Annotated in this window: 19 protein-coding genes; 17 read left to right on the plus strand and 2 right to left on the minus strand. The window is 48.4% G+C overall.

What is annotated here, in order from left to right:
• The first annotated feature begins 34 nt into the window (after nucleotides 1-34).
• From Q0882_RS14915 to Q0882_RS14995, 17 genes are all read left to right on the plus strand, one after another.
• On the plus strand, nucleotides 35-412 hold the full coding sequence (locus Q0882_RS14915; RefSeq protein ID WP_299183251.1) for a group II truncated hemoglobin: 378 nt from the start codon (nucleotides 35-37) through the stop codon (nucleotides 410-412).
• 4 nt (nucleotides 413-416) lie between these two features.
• The gene (locus Q0882_RS14920) at nucleotides 417-884 is read left to right on the plus strand and encodes a MarR family transcriptional regulator (RefSeq protein WP_299183252.1); all 468 of its coding nucleotides are present in this window, start codon (nucleotides 417-419) and stop codon (nucleotides 882-884) included.
• Nucleotides 885-1,218: 334 nt separating this feature from the next.
• Nucleotides 1,219-2,376 (plus strand): amidase, encoded by a 1,158-nt coding sequence (locus Q0882_RS14925; protein WP_299183254.1) that lies wholly within the window; start codon nucleotides 1,219-1,221, stop codon nucleotides 2,374-2,376.
• Nucleotides 2,377-2,392: 16 nt separating this feature from the next.
• Nucleotides 2,393-3,547, plus strand: a complete 1,155-nt coding sequence (locus Q0882_RS14930) for an acyl-CoA dehydrogenase family protein (protein WP_299183256.1) — start codon at nucleotides 2,393-2,395, stop codon at nucleotides 3,545-3,547.
• Nucleotides 3,548-3,579: 32 nt separating this feature from the next.
• Nucleotides 3,580-3,939 (plus strand): IacB protein, encoded by a 360-nt coding sequence (locus tag Q0882_RS14935; RefSeq protein WP_299183259.1) that lies wholly within the window; start codon nucleotides 3,580-3,582, stop codon nucleotides 3,937-3,939.
• A gap of 18 nt (nucleotides 3,940-3,957) precedes the next feature.
• On the plus strand, nucleotides 3,958-4,476 hold the full coding sequence (locus Q0882_RS14940; RefSeq protein WP_299183261.1) for a nuclear transport factor 2 family protein: 519 nt from the start codon (nucleotides 3,958-3,960) through the stop codon (nucleotides 4,474-4,476).
• Nucleotides 4,477-4,534: 58 nt separating this feature from the next.
• Complete coding sequence (locus Q0882_RS14945) at nucleotides 4,535-5,812, plus strand: aromatic ring-hydroxylating dioxygenase subunit alpha (protein WP_299183263.1); 1,278 nt, start codon at nucleotides 4,535-4,537, stop codon at nucleotides 5,810-5,812.
• Between the two features lie 17 nt (nucleotides 5,813-5,829).
• Entirely contained in the window at nucleotides 5,830-6,309 is a 480-nt protein-coding gene (locus Q0882_RS14950; protein WP_299183265.1) for an aromatic-ring-hydroxylating dioxygenase subunit beta, read from the plus strand.
• Between the two features lie 10 nt (nucleotides 6,310-6,319).
• Complete coding sequence (locus Q0882_RS14955; protein WP_299183267.1) at nucleotides 6,320-7,063, plus strand: SDR family NAD(P)-dependent oxidoreductase; 744 nt, start codon at nucleotides 6,320-6,322, stop codon at nucleotides 7,061-7,063.
• A gap of 81 nt (nucleotides 7,064-7,144) precedes the next feature.
• Nucleotides 7,145-8,101, plus strand: coding sequence for a PDR/VanB family oxidoreductase (locus Q0882_RS14960; protein WP_299183268.1), 957 nt, complete (start codon nucleotides 7,145-7,147; stop codon nucleotides 8,099-8,101).
• A gap of 182 nt (nucleotides 8,102-8,283) precedes the next feature.
• The gene (locus Q0882_RS14965; protein WP_299183270.1) at nucleotides 8,284-9,306 is read left to right on the plus strand and encodes a TRAP transporter substrate-binding protein; all 1,023 of its coding nucleotides are present in this window, start codon (nucleotides 8,284-8,286) and stop codon (nucleotides 9,304-9,306) included.
• Between the two features lie 18 nt (nucleotides 9,307-9,324).
• Nucleotides 9,325-9,867, plus strand: a complete 543-nt coding sequence (locus Q0882_RS14970) for a TRAP transporter small permease (RefSeq protein ID WP_299183272.1) — start codon at nucleotides 9,325-9,327, stop codon at nucleotides 9,865-9,867.
• Nucleotides 9,868-9,869: 2 nt separating this feature from the next.
• On the plus strand, nucleotides 9,870-11,186 hold the full coding sequence (locus Q0882_RS14975) for a TRAP transporter large permease (RefSeq protein ID WP_299183274.1): 1,317 nt from the start codon (nucleotides 9,870-9,872) through the stop codon (nucleotides 11,184-11,186).
• Between the two features lie 108 nt (nucleotides 11,187-11,294).
• Nucleotides 11,295-11,786 (plus strand): universal stress protein, encoded by a 492-nt coding sequence (locus Q0882_RS14980; RefSeq protein WP_299183276.1) that lies wholly within the window; start codon nucleotides 11,295-11,297, stop codon nucleotides 11,784-11,786.
• 79 nt (nucleotides 11,787-11,865) lie between these two features.
• On the plus strand, nucleotides 11,866-12,789 hold the full coding sequence (locus Q0882_RS14985; RefSeq protein ID WP_299183279.1) for a flavin reductase: 924 nt from the start codon (nucleotides 11,866-11,868) through the stop codon (nucleotides 12,787-12,789).
• Nucleotides 12,790-12,891: 102 nt separating this feature from the next.
• Entirely contained in the window at nucleotides 12,892-14,112 is a 1,221-nt protein-coding gene (locus Q0882_RS14990; RefSeq protein ID WP_299183281.1) for a multidrug effflux MFS transporter, read from the plus strand.
• 9 nt (nucleotides 14,113-14,121) lie between these two features.
• Nucleotides 14,122-14,586: a MaoC family dehydratase gene (locus Q0882_RS14995; protein ID WP_299183283.1), complete on the plus strand. Its 465-nt coding sequence runs from the start codon at nucleotides 14,122-14,124 to the stop codon at nucleotides 14,584-14,586.
• Nucleotides 14,587-14,731: 145 nt separating this feature from the next.
• On the opposite strand, the gene Q0882_RS15000 is transcribed toward Q0882_RS14995, so the two are convergent.
• Both Q0882_RS15000 and hpaA read right to left on the minus strand, forming a co-directional pair.
• Nucleotides 14,732-15,673, minus strand: coding sequence for a flavin reductase (locus tag Q0882_RS15000; protein ID WP_299183287.1), 942 nt, complete (start codon nucleotides 15,671-15,673; stop codon nucleotides 14,732-14,734).
• A gap of 206 nt (nucleotides 15,674-15,879) precedes the next feature.
• Entirely contained in the window at nucleotides 15,880-16,806 is a 927-nt protein-coding gene (gene hpaA / locus Q0882_RS15005) for a 4-hydroxyphenylacetate catabolism regulatory protein HpaA (RefSeq protein WP_299183290.1), read from the minus strand.
• Nucleotides 16,807-16,965: the final 159 nt, after the last annotated feature.

Genomic DNA, 16,965 nt, shown 5'->3' on the forward strand with positions numbered 1-16,965 from the left:
ATATTTAAGTCATTATCGGTGTAAGGTTATTGATATGCAGACCCCTTATGAGTTGTTAGGTGGAGATCCAGGAGTGCGAGCGCTTGCTGATGAGTTTTATCGTGTGATGGCTCAGCGAGAGGAGGCTGCGGATATTCGCAAGATGCATGGTCAGGACTTGGGTCCAGTCAGTGAAAAGCTTTATATGTTTCTGTCTGGCTGGTTGGGCGGTGATAATCTCTATTTAAAGAAATATGGAACAGTCTGCCTGTCGAGTCCCCACGCCAGATATGCAATAGGTGAGGCAGAGAGGGATCAATGGTTGGCGTGTATGCAGCAGGCGCTTCTTAATATCGGTGCGTCAGAAGAGCTTCAGACAATGCTCAGGGAGCCGTTATTTAATCTCGCTGATCTGATGCGCAATAAGGATTAAACAGATGCCAGAGCGTTTGGAGAGAAACTATCTTCCATCAAGTGATCACTTTGAGATAGATGCTTATCCATTCTATTGGATTGCTCGTTTAAATGCCCGTTATGGTATTGCCATGGAGCAAACCTTAAAGCCTCTGAATATGGACCTTTCACGTTGGCGTGTGGCAGTTTTGCTGCATCACTATACCGAATTGAGTATCTCTGAAATTGCCGAACACGCCTTAGGTAAAATGCCGACCATCACTAAAATAGTCTATCGGATGAGGGATGAAGATCTCGTCAGTGTCGCTCCTAGTGAAAAGGATGGGCGGGTCATCAAGGTTAGGCTGACTCCTTTAGGTGAACAGAATGTGACTCATGTTCTGGAGCGGACGCAGGATCTATTTAAAAAAGCCTTCAAAGGGATGAGTGATGCTCAGATCCGGAAGATGACGGATCTCCTTGGGCGGGTTTTTGACAATATTGACAGCTAAAAAGGCTACCGAAAGGGTGGCCTTTTTATTGTGCGGTAGCGTAATAAAATGACCTGTTTTGGTGCCCGTATTTCGATCAATTGATATTTTAAAATTCGTTACATTCTGTTACAAAATCAAACTTCCTTCCTAACTAATTGATAAATATAAATTTAATTTATTGTTTTTATCAAATGGTTAAGCGGTTTCATCATTTGATAAAAAATCCTTGATTTATATTAGTTGACATTTCAAGTGAATATTACGATTATTTGATCATCGAATGACTTAAATTCAGGTCTTCGCGATAACTATAAAAATAGTGTTAAGCAGATTAGTTATAGGGTGCGAATCAATGTGTGTACTAGTTCAGCAGTTTGGAGAAGCGGACACTGCCGGCGGTAATGAGCCGGGTTTCTCTGTTGCAGTTAAGGACAGTATCCATATTGCAGGTTATCCAACCCAGGCTGGGTGCAAGGCTTTAGCTGATGCTGCCCCGGCTGAGAAGAATGCGGCTGTGGTTGATGCGCTGTTGGATGCGGGTTGTGTGATTGTAGGTAAAACCAATATGCATGAGTTGGCATTTGGTATGACTGGCATCAACAACTGGTCCGGTACTCCTGCCAATGAGCGCTTTCCTGAATATATTCCCGGTGGTTCATCCAGTGGCTCAGCTGTGGCGGTTGCTGCTGGAGTGGCTGATTTTACACTTGGCACTGATACCGGTGGGTCTATCCGTGTGCCGGCTGCTTGTTGTGGTATCTATGGCCTTAAGCCGACGTTTGGTCGAGTCAGCCGCATGGGGGTTTTGCCGGAATCTACATCATTAGATTGTGTAGGCCCCTTTGCCGATTCAGCTGAAATGTTGATTGAAGCGATGAAAATTATAGATTCGCACTTCGATCCTGCAACGCTGGCGGAACTGTCTTCGATCACGGTGGGTGTTGTGACGGCTGGTGCCGATCCTGCGATCTGGTCAGTTATCAATACGTTACTTAAGCGATCTGGTCTGACGCAAGTCGCTGTTGAACTGCCTACTATGCAGTCTGCGTTTGATGCAGGTATGGCGATTATCAATCGTGAAACCTGGCAGGCTTTTTCTGATCTGGCGCAGAGTGCAGAGCTTGGTAAGGATGTTAGTGAGCGCCTGAATCTTGCTGCACAAACATCTGATGAAGCTATCTCGTCAGCTGAATTGGTGCGTGACCGCTTTACCCGGGAGGTGGATCAGCTTCTATCGAAGGTGGACTTTTTAGTACTTCCGACATTACCCCATTTTCCTCTGTTTCTGGCAGATGCCAAAGCAGGTAAGACCGACCTGAATATTTCGGCCCTGGTACGCCCTTTTAATCTTTCCGGGCATCCAGCGCTATCCGTTCCTCTTGTGGCAGAAGGTAACCGTCCGGCGGGCCTGCAGATTGTTGGCAAGAAGGGGAGTGATGAACAGTTATGTGAGCTGGCTCGACAGTTAAGCCGCTTTATCTCTAATCCTAAAAAACCTAATAAAAAATAGTGTGGGGTTCAGAACGATGCCTTCTAACCAAATCGATAAAAATGCCTGGGGCGGTGCAGTTGAGTTTGACTCTCTGTTGGCGGATATCCGCAGTCGCCGACAGGAGTTTGAAGATCAAAAATATATCTCGCAGGACATCATAGAGCGTTTTAAGCAGATCGGTGTTTATCGTGCGCTGGTACCCAAGCGTTTTGGTGGAGATGAAAAATCTCCTGCAGAATTTCTACAGATGGTGGAGGCGATCTCTGCAGCAGATGGTTCTGCTGGTTGGGTCGCAAGCTTTGGTATGAATCCGGCTTATCTGGCTTCTCTGCCGGTTGAAACGATCGAGAAGGTTTGGAAGGAAACGCCAGATGTTGTGTTTGCGGGGGGGATCTTCCCACCACAGCCTGCTAAGCGAGTCGAGGGCGGCTTTCAGGTGAAAGGTCGCTGGCAGTTTGGTAGTGGCTGCATGGGAGCATCGGTTTGTGGTGTAGGCATTATGCCGGATGATGGTGAGTCTCTGCCGCGCATGGCTGTGATGCCTAAAGAAAAACTTACGATCGAGCCGACCTGGGATGTAATCGGTATGGTGGGCACGGGTAGTCATGATCTGGTGGTTGATAACGTGGTTGTGCCTGAGGAGTGGACCTTCACCCGTGGTGGGAAGCCTAACCTTGATGATCCGTTCTTCCGTTACCCTTCACTGGCATTTGCTGCGCAGGTGCTATCTGTTACTACGCTGGGTTTGGCGCGTGAAGCATTGGATGTCGTTCAGGCGATGGCTGCGGGACGGAAGTCTGTGACCGGAGCACCTAATCTGGGTGAGCGGGAATATGTGCAGATTGAGATCGCTAAGGCGGAAGCTAAGTTGCGTTCATCACGTGCCTTCTTCTATGAAGCGACAAACGATGCCTGGGAATCTATTACGGCTAGTGAAGATGGTCGTCCTACGGATGAGCAGGTCAGCATGATTCGACTGGCTGCGACCAATCTAACCCATGAGTGTGCCGAAGCGATCCGTATGACCTACGAGGTTACCGGTATGACCGGCGCGTATAACGATCATCCGCTGTCACGAATTATGCGTGATTCGATGATGTGCACCCAGCATGCGTTTATGGGAGCCATCACCTACAAGAATGCAGGTGCCATGTTCTTCGGTCATCGACCGTTGCCAGGTTACCTGTAATTAATTTAATGACTAACGATTGAGTGAAGGCTATGAGTGAAAATAATACGCACCGCGTTCTTTTTTGTATCGGCGTAAACCAGAATTTCATGGATGCACCTCAAAGTGAGATGGGCGATGTCTGGCAGGCATTCAGCGCCATGATGCAGGGTATTGCTGAGCTACCAGGGGTTAATGTTCTTGGCATTATGGATGATGACCGTATTCAGGTAGGGCCATCAACGTCCTCTCCATGGACCGCTTATATCATGGCGGATGTGCCTGATCTGGAAACCGTTATTGAAGCCTGTAATTTCTTCCGCGAAACCCCGGTTGGTGATGGTACTTACAAACTTTGGAAGTACTGCAAAGTGGAAGCTCGTATCGGGCGAGAACTGGTTGTTCCTTCCTGATATCTCGGAGAGATTGAGATGGCAAATGTAGAGCTGAGCAGTCTGCTAGAACGGTTAACTCTGTTGGAATCAGAAAAGGCCGTTCGTGCCTGTATGAATCGCTACATGTACCTCTGTGACAACCTGGATGTAGGGTTCGATCTTGATGAGCTAATGGCGCTTTTTACCGAAGAGGCTATCTGGGAGGGTCGCGGGAAGCGGTATGGAAAGTCATTTGGTCAGCATGTTGGCCAAGCTGCGATTCGTTCTATGTTCGCCAAGTATACGCAACCTCCGGCTCACTTTGATACCAATGTGCATTTTCTCACAAGTGAGTTGATCAGTGTTGAGGGTGATGAGGCTCAGGGTAGCTGGGTGTTGCTACAGACATCAACCTTTAGCAGTGGCAAGTCTCAATTGAGTAGTGCCCGTCTGAGCGTTCGTTTTCAGCGAGAAAACGGATCTTGGAAAATGAGCCATTTTCAGACCGAAAGTTTATTTAACCGACCTGTTAAGACCCCATGGGATCAGCCGGCAGACCTGCCTGTTCCTGAATAATTGATGGGTGCTTAAGGGCTTAGTGTAGTGAATAAAACAAGAATAGATGGGGAGTCCCATGACTGACATGATTGATATTAAACCTGTTGTCGCTGATTACGACAGCATGATTAAACCGGACAAAGTACATAGTTCACTGTACTCCAATCCAGAGATCTACGAAGAAGAGCTCGATAAAATTTTCAACAACACTTGGGTCTGGGTTGGACACGAGAGTGAGGTGCCAGATGTTGGCTCCTATAAGACTGCGATGATTGGGCGTCACTCTGTGATCGTCAGTCGCGATCGTAAAAAGAATCTGCATGTGCTGCTAAACCGTTGCCGCCACCGTGCTGCAACCGTTTGTGAAGGCAAAAAAGGCAAAACTAAGAGCTTTATGTGTCCCTACCACGGCTGGGGGTACTCTCTGGATGGAGCACTGCGTGCGGTTCCTAAGCCTGAAGAATATGAAGGTGTCTTTGATAAATCTGAATACCCTCTGGTAAGTCTGCGCTTTGAGACCTATCAGGGATTGATCTTCGCTACTTTCAAAGAAGATCTCGAGCCGTTGGAAGATTTCCTGGGCGGCGCTAAAAAATGGATTGACCTGTTTATTAAACAGGGTGGCGGTTATCCACTAAAAGTATTGGGTGATCACAGGTTCCGCTTCCCGGGTAACTGGAAAATCCAGTTGGAAAATACAACGGATGCGTACCATTTTCCGATCGTGCATAAATCATTTGTCTCCTCTGTAGATGACCAGACTGCTGAAGTATTCGACTTCCTGGATGGCGAAGGCTTTGTAGAAGATCTGGGGAATGGTCATAGCGTTATGGTCATGATTCCGGAGCTGGTTGATCTTGAGGAAGATCTGGATGCACCGATCCCTGAGCGTTTTCAGGCGCTTGCTGAAGAGTTGGCTGCAGAGGGGCATTCTGACCTGGAAGTACGTCGCTTGGTTCGTGCTGTCGGTGGTTCCGGTTTCAACCTGAACCTGTTTCCAAACGTTGCTTGCTCAATGGCGTTTTTCCGCACACTGGTGCCGATCTCTGTCAATGAAACTGAGATCCACCATGTGGCTCTGGGTGGTGAAGGTGCACCGGCTGCATTTAACCAGATGCGTATCCGCTTGCATGAGCATTTTCAGGGACCGATGGGCTTTGGTACGCCGGATGATGCTGAAGCTTGGGAACGCGTACAGAAAGGTTCTCATGCGGGTACCGAGGAGTGGATTCTTCTCAACCGAGGTCAGGAAAATCTGAGCACCAGCCCTGACGGAAATGTTGCTGGCGCTGTCTGTTCTGAAACAGGTATGCGCGCTGCTTATCAGCAGTGGAAAAAGATGATGACGGCCTGATTGGGGGAGTGGAAACAATGAGCGATCTAAATTTACTGAATCGGGTACGTGCTTTCATCGATACCGAAGCGGATATGCTGGATTTTGAAGAGTACAACGCGTGGCTGGATCTGTGGACTGATAACGGTGTGTACGTTGTACCGATCGATCCTAAAGAGACTGATTTTGCCAATACACTTAATTACGCCTACGACAAAGCGGAGATGCGTAAATTACGTGTTGCCCGTTTACAGTCAGGTGAGGCTGTATCCACACAGACGACTGAGAAAACAGTACGTCAGTTGGGTCGCTTCCGTATCCTCGCTGAGAGTGATACGCATGTGGAAGTACGCTGCTCAATGTATCTGAGTGAGTGCCGCCACGGTAACCTGAAAACTTATCCAGCTGATGTGACCTACAAACTATTGAAAGCGGATGATGAGTTCCGAATCGATGAGAAGGTGATTCGTTTACAGAACTCTGATGCTTACCTAAGCAGTATTGGTTACATCCTTTAAGGAGACGGTTATGACACAGGTTGCACTGGTTACTGGCGCAGCGCAGGGGTTGGGCAAAGCGATTGCCCAGGCGCTGTTTACAGCCGGGTTTGCCGTAGTTGTCACTGATGCTAATGAGGCGGGTGCCTGCGAAACTGCGCAGGCGATCGATCCAACAGCAGAGAGAACGATGGCGCTACGGTTAGATGTGCTCAGTAAAGCCGATTTCGAGGCTGCGCTTAAAAGCACAACCGATCGTTTTGGCCAGGTGGATGTCCTGGTAAATAACGCTGCGATGACCCCGACTACGCCCGTAATGGAAATTTCGGCTGAAGAGTTCGACAAAGTGGTTGGCGTGAATATGCGAGGCACTTTCTTCGGCTGTCAGGTATTCGGTCAATATTTTGCTGATAACAGCTACGGACGGATCATCAACATGGCGTCTCTGGCTGGGCAGAATGGAGGGACCGCTTCCGGTGCTCACTATGCCTCCAGTAAGGGTGCAATTCTGACGATGACTAAGATCTTTGCTCGTCAGTTAGCGCCATCTGGTGTGACCGTTAATGCGGTTGCACCGGGTCCGATGGATCTTCCATCGGTAAGAGAGCTGGTGCCTGCAGAGAAACTGGATCAGATCATCAATGAGATGATTCCAGTTAAGGAGTTAGGAAGTGCCGATTTTGTTGCTGATATGGTAGTGAAATTGGCGGGTAGGGATGCTTCGTTTGTGACCGGTGCTGCCTGGGATATTAATGGCGGTATCTTTATGCGATGAGAGTATGCGGCGATAACGGTTTATCGCCGCATTTTTCAGGTTATACGCAGTAGATTGAATTTTGGTTTTAGGGTGAACGTTATGAGTAGCGAAATAATCGACGTGGTTGTGAAGACCCGTGAAGATCAGGCAACCGATGTTGCCGTATTTGAACTAGGCCGGGTAGATGGTGAGTCACTGCCTGCTTTTGAAGCGGGTGCTCATATCGATGTTCATGTGACACCGGAGATTGTTCGCCAATATTCCTTGAGTAACGCGCCGGGCGCAGGTAACACATATCGGTTGGGAATCTTAAAAGATCCTCAATCTCGTGGGGGATCTGAAGCGATTCACGCGATTTTCAAAGAGGGAACCGAGTTACAGATTAGCGCTCCCCGCAACCACTTTCCACTGGATGATACGGCAGAGAGAAGTATTCTTGTGGGTGGGGGTATCGGTATTACGCCGATGATTACGATGGCTTACGCGCTCAAAGCAGCCGGTAAACCATTCGAGCTACACTACTGCTGCCGTACACGTTCAAGTGCAGGCTTTATTGATGAGCTGTGCAGTGAATTTTCAGATTATCTACAACTGCATTTTGATGATCTGGGTGATGAACAGCGTTTTAATCCAGAGACAACATTCCAGCCTTGTGACGCGGGTACCCATATCTATGTTTGTGGCCCTACCGGGTTTATGGATTGGGTGATCAACTCAGCCAAAGAGCAGGGCTACCCCTCTGATCACGTTCATTTTGAGTATTTCAATGCAGAGGTGGATACCTCGGGTGCCGCTTTCGAAGTTGTGGCTGCTCAGAGTGGCCAGTCAGTGATGGTTGAAGAGGGTCAAAGTATTACGGAAGCACTGGCGACCATCGGTATTAAGGTGGATGTCTCTTGTGAGCAGGGCGTATGTGGTACCTGTATCTGTGATGTTCTGGAAGGAACACCCGATCATAAAGATCACTTTCTTACAGAAGAGGAACGGGAGGATAACGATCAGATTGTTGTCTGCTGTTCTCGGGCGAAAAGTGACAAGCTGGTTCTGGATATCTGAACAAATATACAACATATTCAGCCCGTTTCGGCGGGCGATCAATCTGGCTGTTTATGGCCGGATTAGCCAAGAGCACCTTTAAGCAAATAGCGATTTCCAATGCAGTGCATGGTCTCGCACCTGACAGATAAAAATAACAAGACGGCACGGCCGAAGTGCACGTTTAACAGGAGAAAAAAAGCATGAAAAAGGTATTGAAAACAGTTGCTGCTGGTATTGTCTTAACCGCAACCGCAGGTATGGCTGCCGCAGAGACAAAACTAACCTTGTCATCCTGGCTACCGCCTACACATCCTATCGTTACCGATATGATTAAGCCGTGGGCGGAGAGCGTGAAGGAGGCGACAGAGGGCCGTGTTTCTGTAAACATTCTGGCTAAAGGTTTAGGTCACCCTAAAATTCACTACGATATTGCCCGTGATGGTCTGGCAGATATCACTTATAGCGTTCATGGATACACCCCAGGTCGTTTTGTGATGACCAAAATTGCTGAGTTCCCATTTGCGGGTGACAGTGCAGAAGCGCAGTCGGTTGCCTACTGGCGTGTACATGAAAAGTACCTGTCTAAAGCCAACGAGCATAAGGACACTCAGCTACTGGGTCTGATGACGCACGGTCCTGGTCTGATCAATAACAGCAAAAAAGCTGTTACTAAAGTGGAAGATCTGAAAGGCATGAAACTGCGTGTAGGTGGTGGTGTTGTGAATGATGTTGCAACAGCGCTGGATGCAGTGCCTTTGCTGAAACCTGCATCTAAAAGTTATGAGCTGCTGTCGCATGGTGTTGCCGATGGTACTCTGCTGCCAGCTGAATCGATTATGAGCTTCAAAATTCAGGATCTGGTTAAGCACACTACCGTGGTTCCGGGTGGTCTGTATAACGTGAGCTTCTTCCTGGTAATGAACAAAGATCGTTTCCGTGATCTTTCTAAAGCAGATCAGGATGCGATTATGAGCGTTTCCGGTGAAGTATTTGCTGTAATGGCGGGCAAGGCTTGGGATGCAGCGGATAAAGCAGCCCTGGAAGCAGCTAAAGCGAATGGTAACCAGATCATCGTTGCTGATGATGCATTTGTGGCTGATGTAAAAGCGCGTACAGCACACCTGGAAGGTGAGTGGGCTAAAGAAGCATCTAAGCGTGGTGTTGACGGTGAAGCAGCCCTGAAAGAGCTGCGTGAAATTACTGCTAGTTACGCATCCAAGTAAGCTGACGAGAGCGGAGTTATGAGTTTCCTGACATCTTTGTTTAAACAGGAGATGTGGGTACGTGCGCTCGAGTTTCTGTTCGAGCGTGTACTTGCCTACACAGCGGCCTTCGTCATGTTTGTGATGATGCTGGTCACGCTGGTGGATGTAGTGGGTCGAGACCTGTTCTCGGCACCACTGCCGGGTGGCTTTGAAGTGACAGAGTTGCTGTTAGCGGCTCTGATCTTTCTTGGCCTGCCGATGGTGACAGCAGAAGACGCCCATGTGGATGTCGATCTGCTGGATTCAACGGTCCCCGCATTTCTTAAACCCCTGCAGAACATCGTCATTGGTCTGGTCAATGTGATCGCCTTTGGGGTGTTGTCCTGGATGTTATGGAAATTCGCACTCCGTACCTACCGTTATGAAGATACAACGGCCATTCTGGAGATTCCGTTCGCGGGATTGGTGTTCCTGATGGCCATCTGCTGCACCCTGTCGACGGTTGCGTTGATCTGGATGTTGCTTTTTAAACGCGGACAGAAATTGTTTTCACACCATAGAGCTGGAGAAGGTGAGTAATTATGGAAACCAGTTTTATCGGCTTTGCCGCGTTAATGATACTAATCTTCGCCCGTATCCCATTGGGTGTTGCGATGGGTGTTGTGGGCGTAGTGGGCTTTGCCTTTGTTCAGCTTGTAGAGTTTGAAAACCCTCGTGGTTGGGGGGCTGCACTGAATATGGTGTCGCAGGTTGCTTTTGAAACCGGCCTCGCCTATGAGCTGTCTGTTGTACCCCTGTTTATTTTAATGGGTAACTTTATTACGCAAGCGGGCTTATCCGCTCAGCTGTACCGGGCTGCCCATGCTTTCCTTGGCCACTTCAAGGGTGGTCTGGCGTTGTCCACGGTGGTGTCCTGTGGTGCTTTTTCTGCTGTCTGTGGCAGCTCAATGGCAACAGCGGCTACGATGTCGAAAGTGGCGATGCCATCGATGCGTAAATATAACTATTCCGATGGTCTGGCCAGTGGCTCAATCGCTGCGGGTGGCACTCTCGGGATTCTGATTCCACCGAGTGTGATCCTGGTGATCTACGGCATCATGACTGAAACCGATATCGGTAAGTTGTTTATTGCCGGGTTGCTGCCAGGGTTTCTCGGGATTGTGCTTTATATGGCAGCGGTCTCTGCTACGGTGCATCTGAAGCCTGAGTCCGGACCCGCTGCGGAGAGATCCAGTTGGAAAGAACGGATGAGTGCTTTCAAGCATGTCTGGGCGATCTGCTTTCTGTTTACTGTGGTGATGGGAGGGATCTACACCGGTGTGTTCACCCCTACTGAAGCGGCAGGCATCGGGGCATCAGGTGCTTTCTTTATCGCTCTGCTTCGCGGCAAGCTGACGATGAAAAGCCTGACCAATACCTTGGTGAGTTCGGTGCGAACGACTTCGATGCTGTTCTTCCTGGTGATTGGCGCTGTGCTGTTCTCCAATTTTATCAATCTGGCAGGCATGCCTGATGGCCTTAGGGACTGGGTTCTGGGGATGGATCTGAGTCCAGTCTGGGTCATTCTGGCCATCATTGGGATCTATGTACTTTTAGGATGTGTGCTCGAGAGTATGTCGATGATTCTGCTGACTGTGCCGGTGTTCTATCCGCTGGTTCAGGCGATGGGTATGGATCTGATCTGGTTCGGTATTCTGGTTGTTGTGGTGACAGAGATTAGCTTAATAACACCACCGGTTGGGCTGAACGTATTTGTTCTTAAAACCGTACTTCCGGATGTGAAACTTAGCACGATCTTTAAAGGGGTAACGCCGTTCTGGATTGCAGACATTATTCGTTTGATCCTGATCGCTACAATCCCCGCAATCTCTCTTTTCCTTCCAAATATGGTGGGATGACAACCGTTAACCAATGGCAAGCTTAGCCCCCTGTATCCGTGTATTCAGGGGGCTCTTTTTCCGAAGTTATCCCGGTTCCTTTATACCGCAAGTAAGAGGGCGCTCATTGTGATACCTGAAATAAATACAATTTTATACGCTTCTGATCTGGGTGAGGGCTCCCGCCCTGCATTTCTGTTGGCTGCTAAAGAGGCATTTCGTCATGATGCACAGATCACCTTCCTTAATGTTGTCGAACCCGCGAACAGCAACACAGAAGCGATGATGGACAGCTTTATGGAGCAGGGAGCTGTAGAACAGATGAGGACGCAGGGAATCGATAAGTTGCATGCCCTTATGCACAAACGGATTGAAACCTTCTCTGAAGAGGATCTTAAGGGGCGTATCCCGTTGCAGCATGAGCCGGTTACGCGCATTGAGGAGGGACCTGCTGCGGAAACGATTATCAAAGTAGCGGAGGAGATTGAAGCTGACATGATTATCATGGGAACACGTACTCGAACCCATTCAACGCTAGGGCGGTTTTTTGTTGGTTCCACAGCTCAAAGTGTTATGCAGCTCTCTTCTCGACCGGTACTGATTGTACCGCTAACCGAATAAGTGTAAATCAGCTTCAGGTAGCTGCCTGAGAACGTACAGACACCGCTTCAATAAGAAAAAATTATTCAGGGGCTTAATTATGAGTAGTGATAAATTTGATATTAAAGATTTCCGCCGGGCGCTGTCGCAGTTTCCTACCGGGGTTACGGTAATTACTGCGTTGGATGATTCGGGTGAGCCGGTTGGGGTGACCGCCAGCAGTTTCAACTCCGTATCGATCGATCCACCCCTGATTCTCTGGAGTATCGACAAAGGGGCGTACAGCCTGGACACTTTCAGGGATACCGAATTTTTTGCTGTGAATGTACTGGGACGTGATCAGGTCAGCACATCAAATAATTTTGCCAGCCGCGGTGAAGACAAGTTTGCCAATGCCAGTTACAGTGCGGGTATTGGTGGTGCACCAGTTCTTGATGATTATGCCGCACAGTTTGAGTGTAAAACCTGGGCGGTTTATGAGGGTGGTGATCACCTGATTCTGGTCGGTGAAGTTGTGGATTACCGCTATAACGATGGTCGCGAGCCACTCGTTTTTGCGCGTGGCAGCTATGCTGTTTCATCGACGCATCCTGCAATGACGAAAGGGCAGGTGGATGCCAGTTCTAATGAATTTGTCAGTGATTACCTACTCTATCTGTTGCGGGAAACCTACAATCGTTACAGTCAGGAGCTTTACCCACGTCTAATGAGTGAAGGTGGGGTGACACCTGAGGAGTGGCGGGTATTAGCGATTCTGGCGGATCAGCCCAGCAAGAGATTGGCGGAACTTTCACCTCTGGTGATGCAACCCGAAAGTGCTCTCAGAGAAACGGCTGACTGGATGGTGGGCAAAGGGCATGTGGTGCTTGAAGGGGAGAGTGTGAGCCTTTCTGAAAATGGACAGGCCCTGGCTGAATCTCTACGTTCAATAGCAAAGCAGCATGAAGCTGAAGTGATCTCCTCTCTCTCTGAAGAGCAGGCCAGCATGCTTAAAGAGAGCTTGCGCACAATCATTCGTGCTTAACTAGCCAGCGGATGCCCGGTATCTCTGGGTTATCCGCTCCAAATTTGCCATAATAATTAATATATAAATTAATTTATTATGGATATCCCCCCTGGTAACTGAATGATAAGTAGATCAAAAGCAGAGATCGGTTTCACCGAATTTGTCGCCATGATGGCGTTTGTAACCTGTTTCGTCGCGATGGCGATCGATCTGATGCTGCCTGCGCTGGCGGATATTGGCGCTGATCTGGGAGTCGTTCGAGATAATGATACCCAGTTGATTATCACAACCGTTTTCCTTGGGGTTGCATTTGGCCAGATTCTTTATGGTCCTCTCTCGGATGTGATTGGGCGGAAACGCTCGATCTATCTGGGATTCAGCATCTTTATATTCGGAACCCTGATATCGCTGTTTTCAACCAGTCTGGAGATGATGCTTCTGGGGCGGTTGTTTCAGGGGCTCGGTGCTGCTGGCCCGCGTATTGTCACTATTGCGATCGTACGGGATCAGCATAAAGGCCCGCAGATGGCGCGGGTGATGTCCCTGATTATGACTGTGTTTATATTGGTGCCGGTTATTGCACCGATTATTGGACAGGGCATTCTGATGGTTGCAGGCTGGCGGTCAATCTTTGGTTTTCTGCTACTCATGGCGCTATTTATCCTGTTCTGGTTTGCTTGGCGACTACCGGAGACTCTGCCACAAGAGGATCGACATGAGTTTTCGTCAGCCCGGCTGATATCAAGCTTTAAAGAGGTGCTGGCAAACCGTAGGTCTATGGCATTTGTCATAGCACTGGGGCTTGTGTTTGGAGCGTTTTTGGGATTCCTCAGCTCCGTACAGCAGATTTTGCAGGAGCTGTATCAGCTTGGGGCTGCTTTCCCATTTTACTTTGCGGTACTGGCGATGGGGATCGGTGCCTCAAATTTTCTCAATGCTAAGTTGGTAATGCGTTTCGGTATGAAACCGCTGGTTATGGGTGCCCAGCTTGGTTCATCGCTGCTCTCATTGATCGCCCTGATCGCAACGTTCTGGTTAGGGGCGGTGCCTCCGCTGCCTTTTGTGATGGGCTACTTCATGCTGTTGCTGATGGGAATAGGCTTACTGTTTGGTAATCTGAATGCCCTTTCGATGGAGCCTTTTGGTCATATCGCGGGAATGGCTTCGAGTTTTGTGGGTGTGGTATCAACCTTGATTGCGGTCTTGCTCGGGATGCTGGTAGGCCAGACGTATAATGATACGCTGATCCCTTTGATGTTAGGCTTTATCGTTTTACCCGGCATCGCTTTTGTGGTGACCCGTTGGGCGGCCTCAAAGCCTGCGCCCTGTGACAAAGACTAAGGAGTTGAGATGGATCGCTATCTGGATGATTTTACGGTTGGTGAGATATTCCATACACCCCGCTTTACCCTCAGTGAGGGGCAGATATTGGATTATGCGCTGATGTATGATCCGCAGCCCATTCATATCGATGCTCAACACGCAGCAGAGGGGCCTTATGGGGGCATTATTGCAAGTGGCTTTCAGACACTGACACTTTGCTTTCGGATGATGATTCAGACCCGTGTATTTGAAACCGTCAGTCTGGGGGGGCCGGGTCTGGATGAACTTCGGTTTCTGGCGCCAGTCAGACCGGGAGACACCATTAACACGGAAGCTGAGATCATCTCAATTACACCTTCACGCTCTAAGCCGGATCGAGGTGTACTAAAGATTCAGTGCCGTGGGTACAACCAGCATAAAGATCAGGTGATCAGTTTCATCGTTATTATGATGGGGCAGCGGGCGCCTGAACGGGTGGAAGGTAGTCAGTAATATAAAAAAAGGACGTATATTTTATAATATACGTCCCGAATAAGGCTGGCGAGAAGCACAAGAATCGCCAGCAGCTAAGGATAGATCTCACTCGTTTTCAATCTGAAGCCAGCTTCACGTTGGTTTCAGAGTAGAGCTGGGTCGATTAACCCAGCTTCTCAATCAATGATTTCAGGTTGTCTTTCAACTGAGCGGACTGTTCGCTTGTCAGCTGATTTAGAAGTGCGGCTTCTTCTGCCAGTGCTAGTTTTTGCATTTTAGCTGCAACTTCTGAGCCTTGAGCGGTAATCGCAAGCGTATCTTTGTCTTTATATTCAACAAAGCCTTTTTCAACCATCCAGTCGGCTGTCTCACGTAGGGCAACTTCCGGTTGCATCACCATTCCTGTCAGGTCGCTGATTTTGTAAGAGGGGCAGTTGATCATTCGTGCCAGTACGCGCCACTCTTCAGGGGTAACACCACACTCATTCTTCAGTTTAGGATAGAGGTCGGCACTGAAACGCTGGTAGGTTTCACGCAGAAGGTATAACAGGTAGTCACCAACAAAATCACCTTCAGTGGCTGCATTATCGCATGGAGCAGATTTCACCATTTCCGGATGCTGAGCAGAAACTGCATAGCTGCCACGGGCAAATACCAGAGGTTCTACACCGTCGTTGTAGCGATAATCCAACACCTCACCAACCAGAATCAGGTGGTCACCACCCTCATAAACCGCCCAGGTTTTACACTCAAACTGTGCGGCATAATCGTCAAGAACCGGCGCACCACCGATACCCGCACTGTAGTTTGCATTGGCAAACTTATCTTCACCACGGCTGGCGAAATTGTTTGATGTACTGACCTGATCACGGCCCAGCACGTTGACGGCAAAATGCTCGGCATTTTCAAATGCACTGAGGCTGTGAGCGCCCTTATCGATGCTCCACAGTACCAGGGTCGGATCCATGGAAACGGAGTTGAAGCTGCTCGCAGTAACACCTACAGGGTTGCCTTCAGCATCAAGCGTTGTGATAACCGTTACTCCTGTAGGGAACTGAGATAGGGCACGGCGGAAATCTTTAGCATCGAATTCTGTCTGAGACATTGTAGTGTCACCTTCGTTGTTGGGTCGTTGTTATTCTTGTTTCTGCTTCATTTTGCAAGAAACTTCATATATTAACTAATTATAGAAGCCATTCAGGATGATGAAATATATTTTTCACTGCTTTAATTGTACTTTTCATGGGGGCTAATGGCATTATTAGTTTTGTTTTATTTATTTAAATATTATTAACTTTTTGATATTTAAGGTTATTTTTTCTTGTCTCTGTATTGTCCAGCAGTAACGCCTGCATTTCTGCGAAAAAATCTGGCGAAATATGCTGGATCTTTAAAGCCTAATTGATAGCTGATCTCTGTAATGGGCGAGGAGGAGAAGGTGAGAAGACGTCGTGCCTCCTGCATCAATCTATCCATGATCAGACGTTTTGAGGGTAGGCCAGCTAAACGGCGGCAGATCTCATTGAGTCGGGCTTCAGTCACACTGATCATCTCTGAATACTGGCTCAGTGTCAGGTGTTCTTTGTAGTGGTTCTCAATCAGTTCATTAAATTTATGGAAGATGCGTACATCCTCTTTGCGGGTCTTTTGCTGTGGTTGGCTCTGATCCGAGAGTCGTGAGATGTCGATTAGGACTAACTGAAGCAGTGCTCTCAATGCCACGGTTTGTTCCATGACAGTGTGGTCATTCTCCCCGGCCATCAGGCTAAGTAGATGTAGCATGCGTGCAGCAGTCTGGTCATGCTCAGGTTCCAAAGCAACACAAAGAGGGCTATTAATAAAGCTGTTGCTGCCCCAGCCGGTCGGAATCATGCCCCCCATCAACTCCCACACGAGCTGTTGGCGTGCGGTGATCACATGCCCTTTGGCCTTATTATCTGTAACGAAAGAGTGAGGTACCGTCGGCGGTGTTAGAAAGAACATCGGTCCTTCAACGCTATAGCTGGTTTCATCCAGATGAACCCGCACGGTGCCGTTAAGAATGACATGGATCTGATAGAATCGGTCATGGTGATGTACAGGCATATTTCTACCAAAGAAGTCAGCCAGCTTTTCGAGATGCTCATAATGAATCTCTGCATCAATATAGTGCTGATCATAGGCATGTCCGATATCGATATTCGGGATATCTTCTGAGGCAATTGTGCTTTGTGCCAGAGGGGTTGAGTTGCTGCTCATCGCCAATCCTGTCTCTCAATACTGCTTTTCAACAGTATAGTTAATAATTTAATTATGCAGATGCTTGCTCTGTATTTTGTGCAAATGCAATAAAATTACTCAAATGCTCTAGAATGTTAATATCAATATTATCAATAGGTTATATATTTTTACGTGTTT

This window comes from uncultured Neptuniibacter sp. (assembly GCF_947498015.1).
Taxonomy (GTDB): Bacteria; Pseudomonadota; Gammaproteobacteria; order Pseudomonadales; family Balneatricaceae; genus Neptuniibacter.

Coding starts and splice junctions, on each gene's coding strand:
- Q0882_RS14985 (WP_299183279.1), top strand. CDS start 11,866: ATGAGTAGTGATAAATTTGATATTAAAGATTTCCGCCGGGCGCTGTCG.
- Q0882_RS14930 (WP_299183256.1), top strand. CDS start 2,393: ATGCCTTCTAACCAAATCGATAAAAATGCCTGGGGCGGTGCAGTTGAG.
- Q0882_RS14950 (WP_299183265.1), top strand. CDS start 5,830: ATGAGCGATCTAAATTTACTGAATCGGGTACGTGCTTTCATCGATACC.
- Q0882_RS14975 (WP_299183274.1), top strand. CDS start 9,870: ATGGAAACCAGTTTTATCGGCTTTGCCGCGTTAATGATACTAATCTTC.
- Q0882_RS14965 (WP_299183270.1), top strand. CDS start 8,284: ATGAAAAAGGTATTGAAAACAGTTGCTGCTGGTATTGTCTTAACCGCA.
- Q0882_RS14940 (WP_299183261.1), top strand. CDS start 3,958: ATGGCAAATGTAGAGCTGAGCAGTCTGCTAGAACGGTTAACTCTGTTG.
- Q0882_RS14960 (WP_299183268.1), top strand. CDS start 7,145: ATGAGTAGCGAAATAATCGACGTGGTTGTGAAGACCCGTGAAGATCAG.
- Q0882_RS14925 (WP_299183254.1), top strand. CDS start 1,219: ATGTGTGTACTAGTTCAGCAGTTTGGAGAAGCGGACACTGCCGGCGGT.
- Q0882_RS14990 (WP_299183281.1), top strand. CDS start 12,892: ATGATAAGTAGATCAAAAGCAGAGATCGGTTTCACCGAATTTGTCGCC.
- hpaA (WP_299183290.1), bottom strand. CDS start 16,806: ATGAGCAGCAACTCAACCCCTCTGGCACAAAGCACAATTGCCTCAGAA.
- Q0882_RS14945 (WP_299183263.1), top strand. CDS start 4,535: ATGACTGACATGATTGATATTAAACCTGTTGTCGCTGATTACGACAGC.
- Q0882_RS14955 (WP_299183267.1), top strand. CDS start 6,320: ATGACACAGGTTGCACTGGTTACTGGCGCAGCGCAGGGGTTGGGCAAA.
- Q0882_RS14920 (WP_299183252.1), top strand. CDS start 417: ATGCCAGAGCGTTTGGAGAGAAACTATCTTCCATCAAGTGATCACTTT.
- Q0882_RS14970 (WP_299183272.1), top strand. CDS start 9,325: ATGAGTTTCCTGACATCTTTGTTTAAACAGGAGATGTGGGTACGTGCG.
- Q0882_RS14915 (WP_299183251.1), top strand. CDS start 35: ATGCAGACCCCTTATGAGTTGTTAGGTGGAGATCCAGGAGTGCGAGCG.
- Q0882_RS14935 (WP_299183259.1), top strand. CDS start 3,580: ATGAGTGAAAATAATACGCACCGCGTTCTTTTTTGTATCGGCGTAAAC.
- Q0882_RS14995 (WP_299183283.1), top strand. CDS start 14,122: ATGGATCGCTATCTGGATGATTTTACGGTTGGTGAGATATTCCATACA.
- Q0882_RS15000 (WP_299183287.1), bottom strand. CDS start 15,673: ATGTCTCAGACAGAATTCGATGCTAAAGATTTCCGCCGTGCCCTATCT.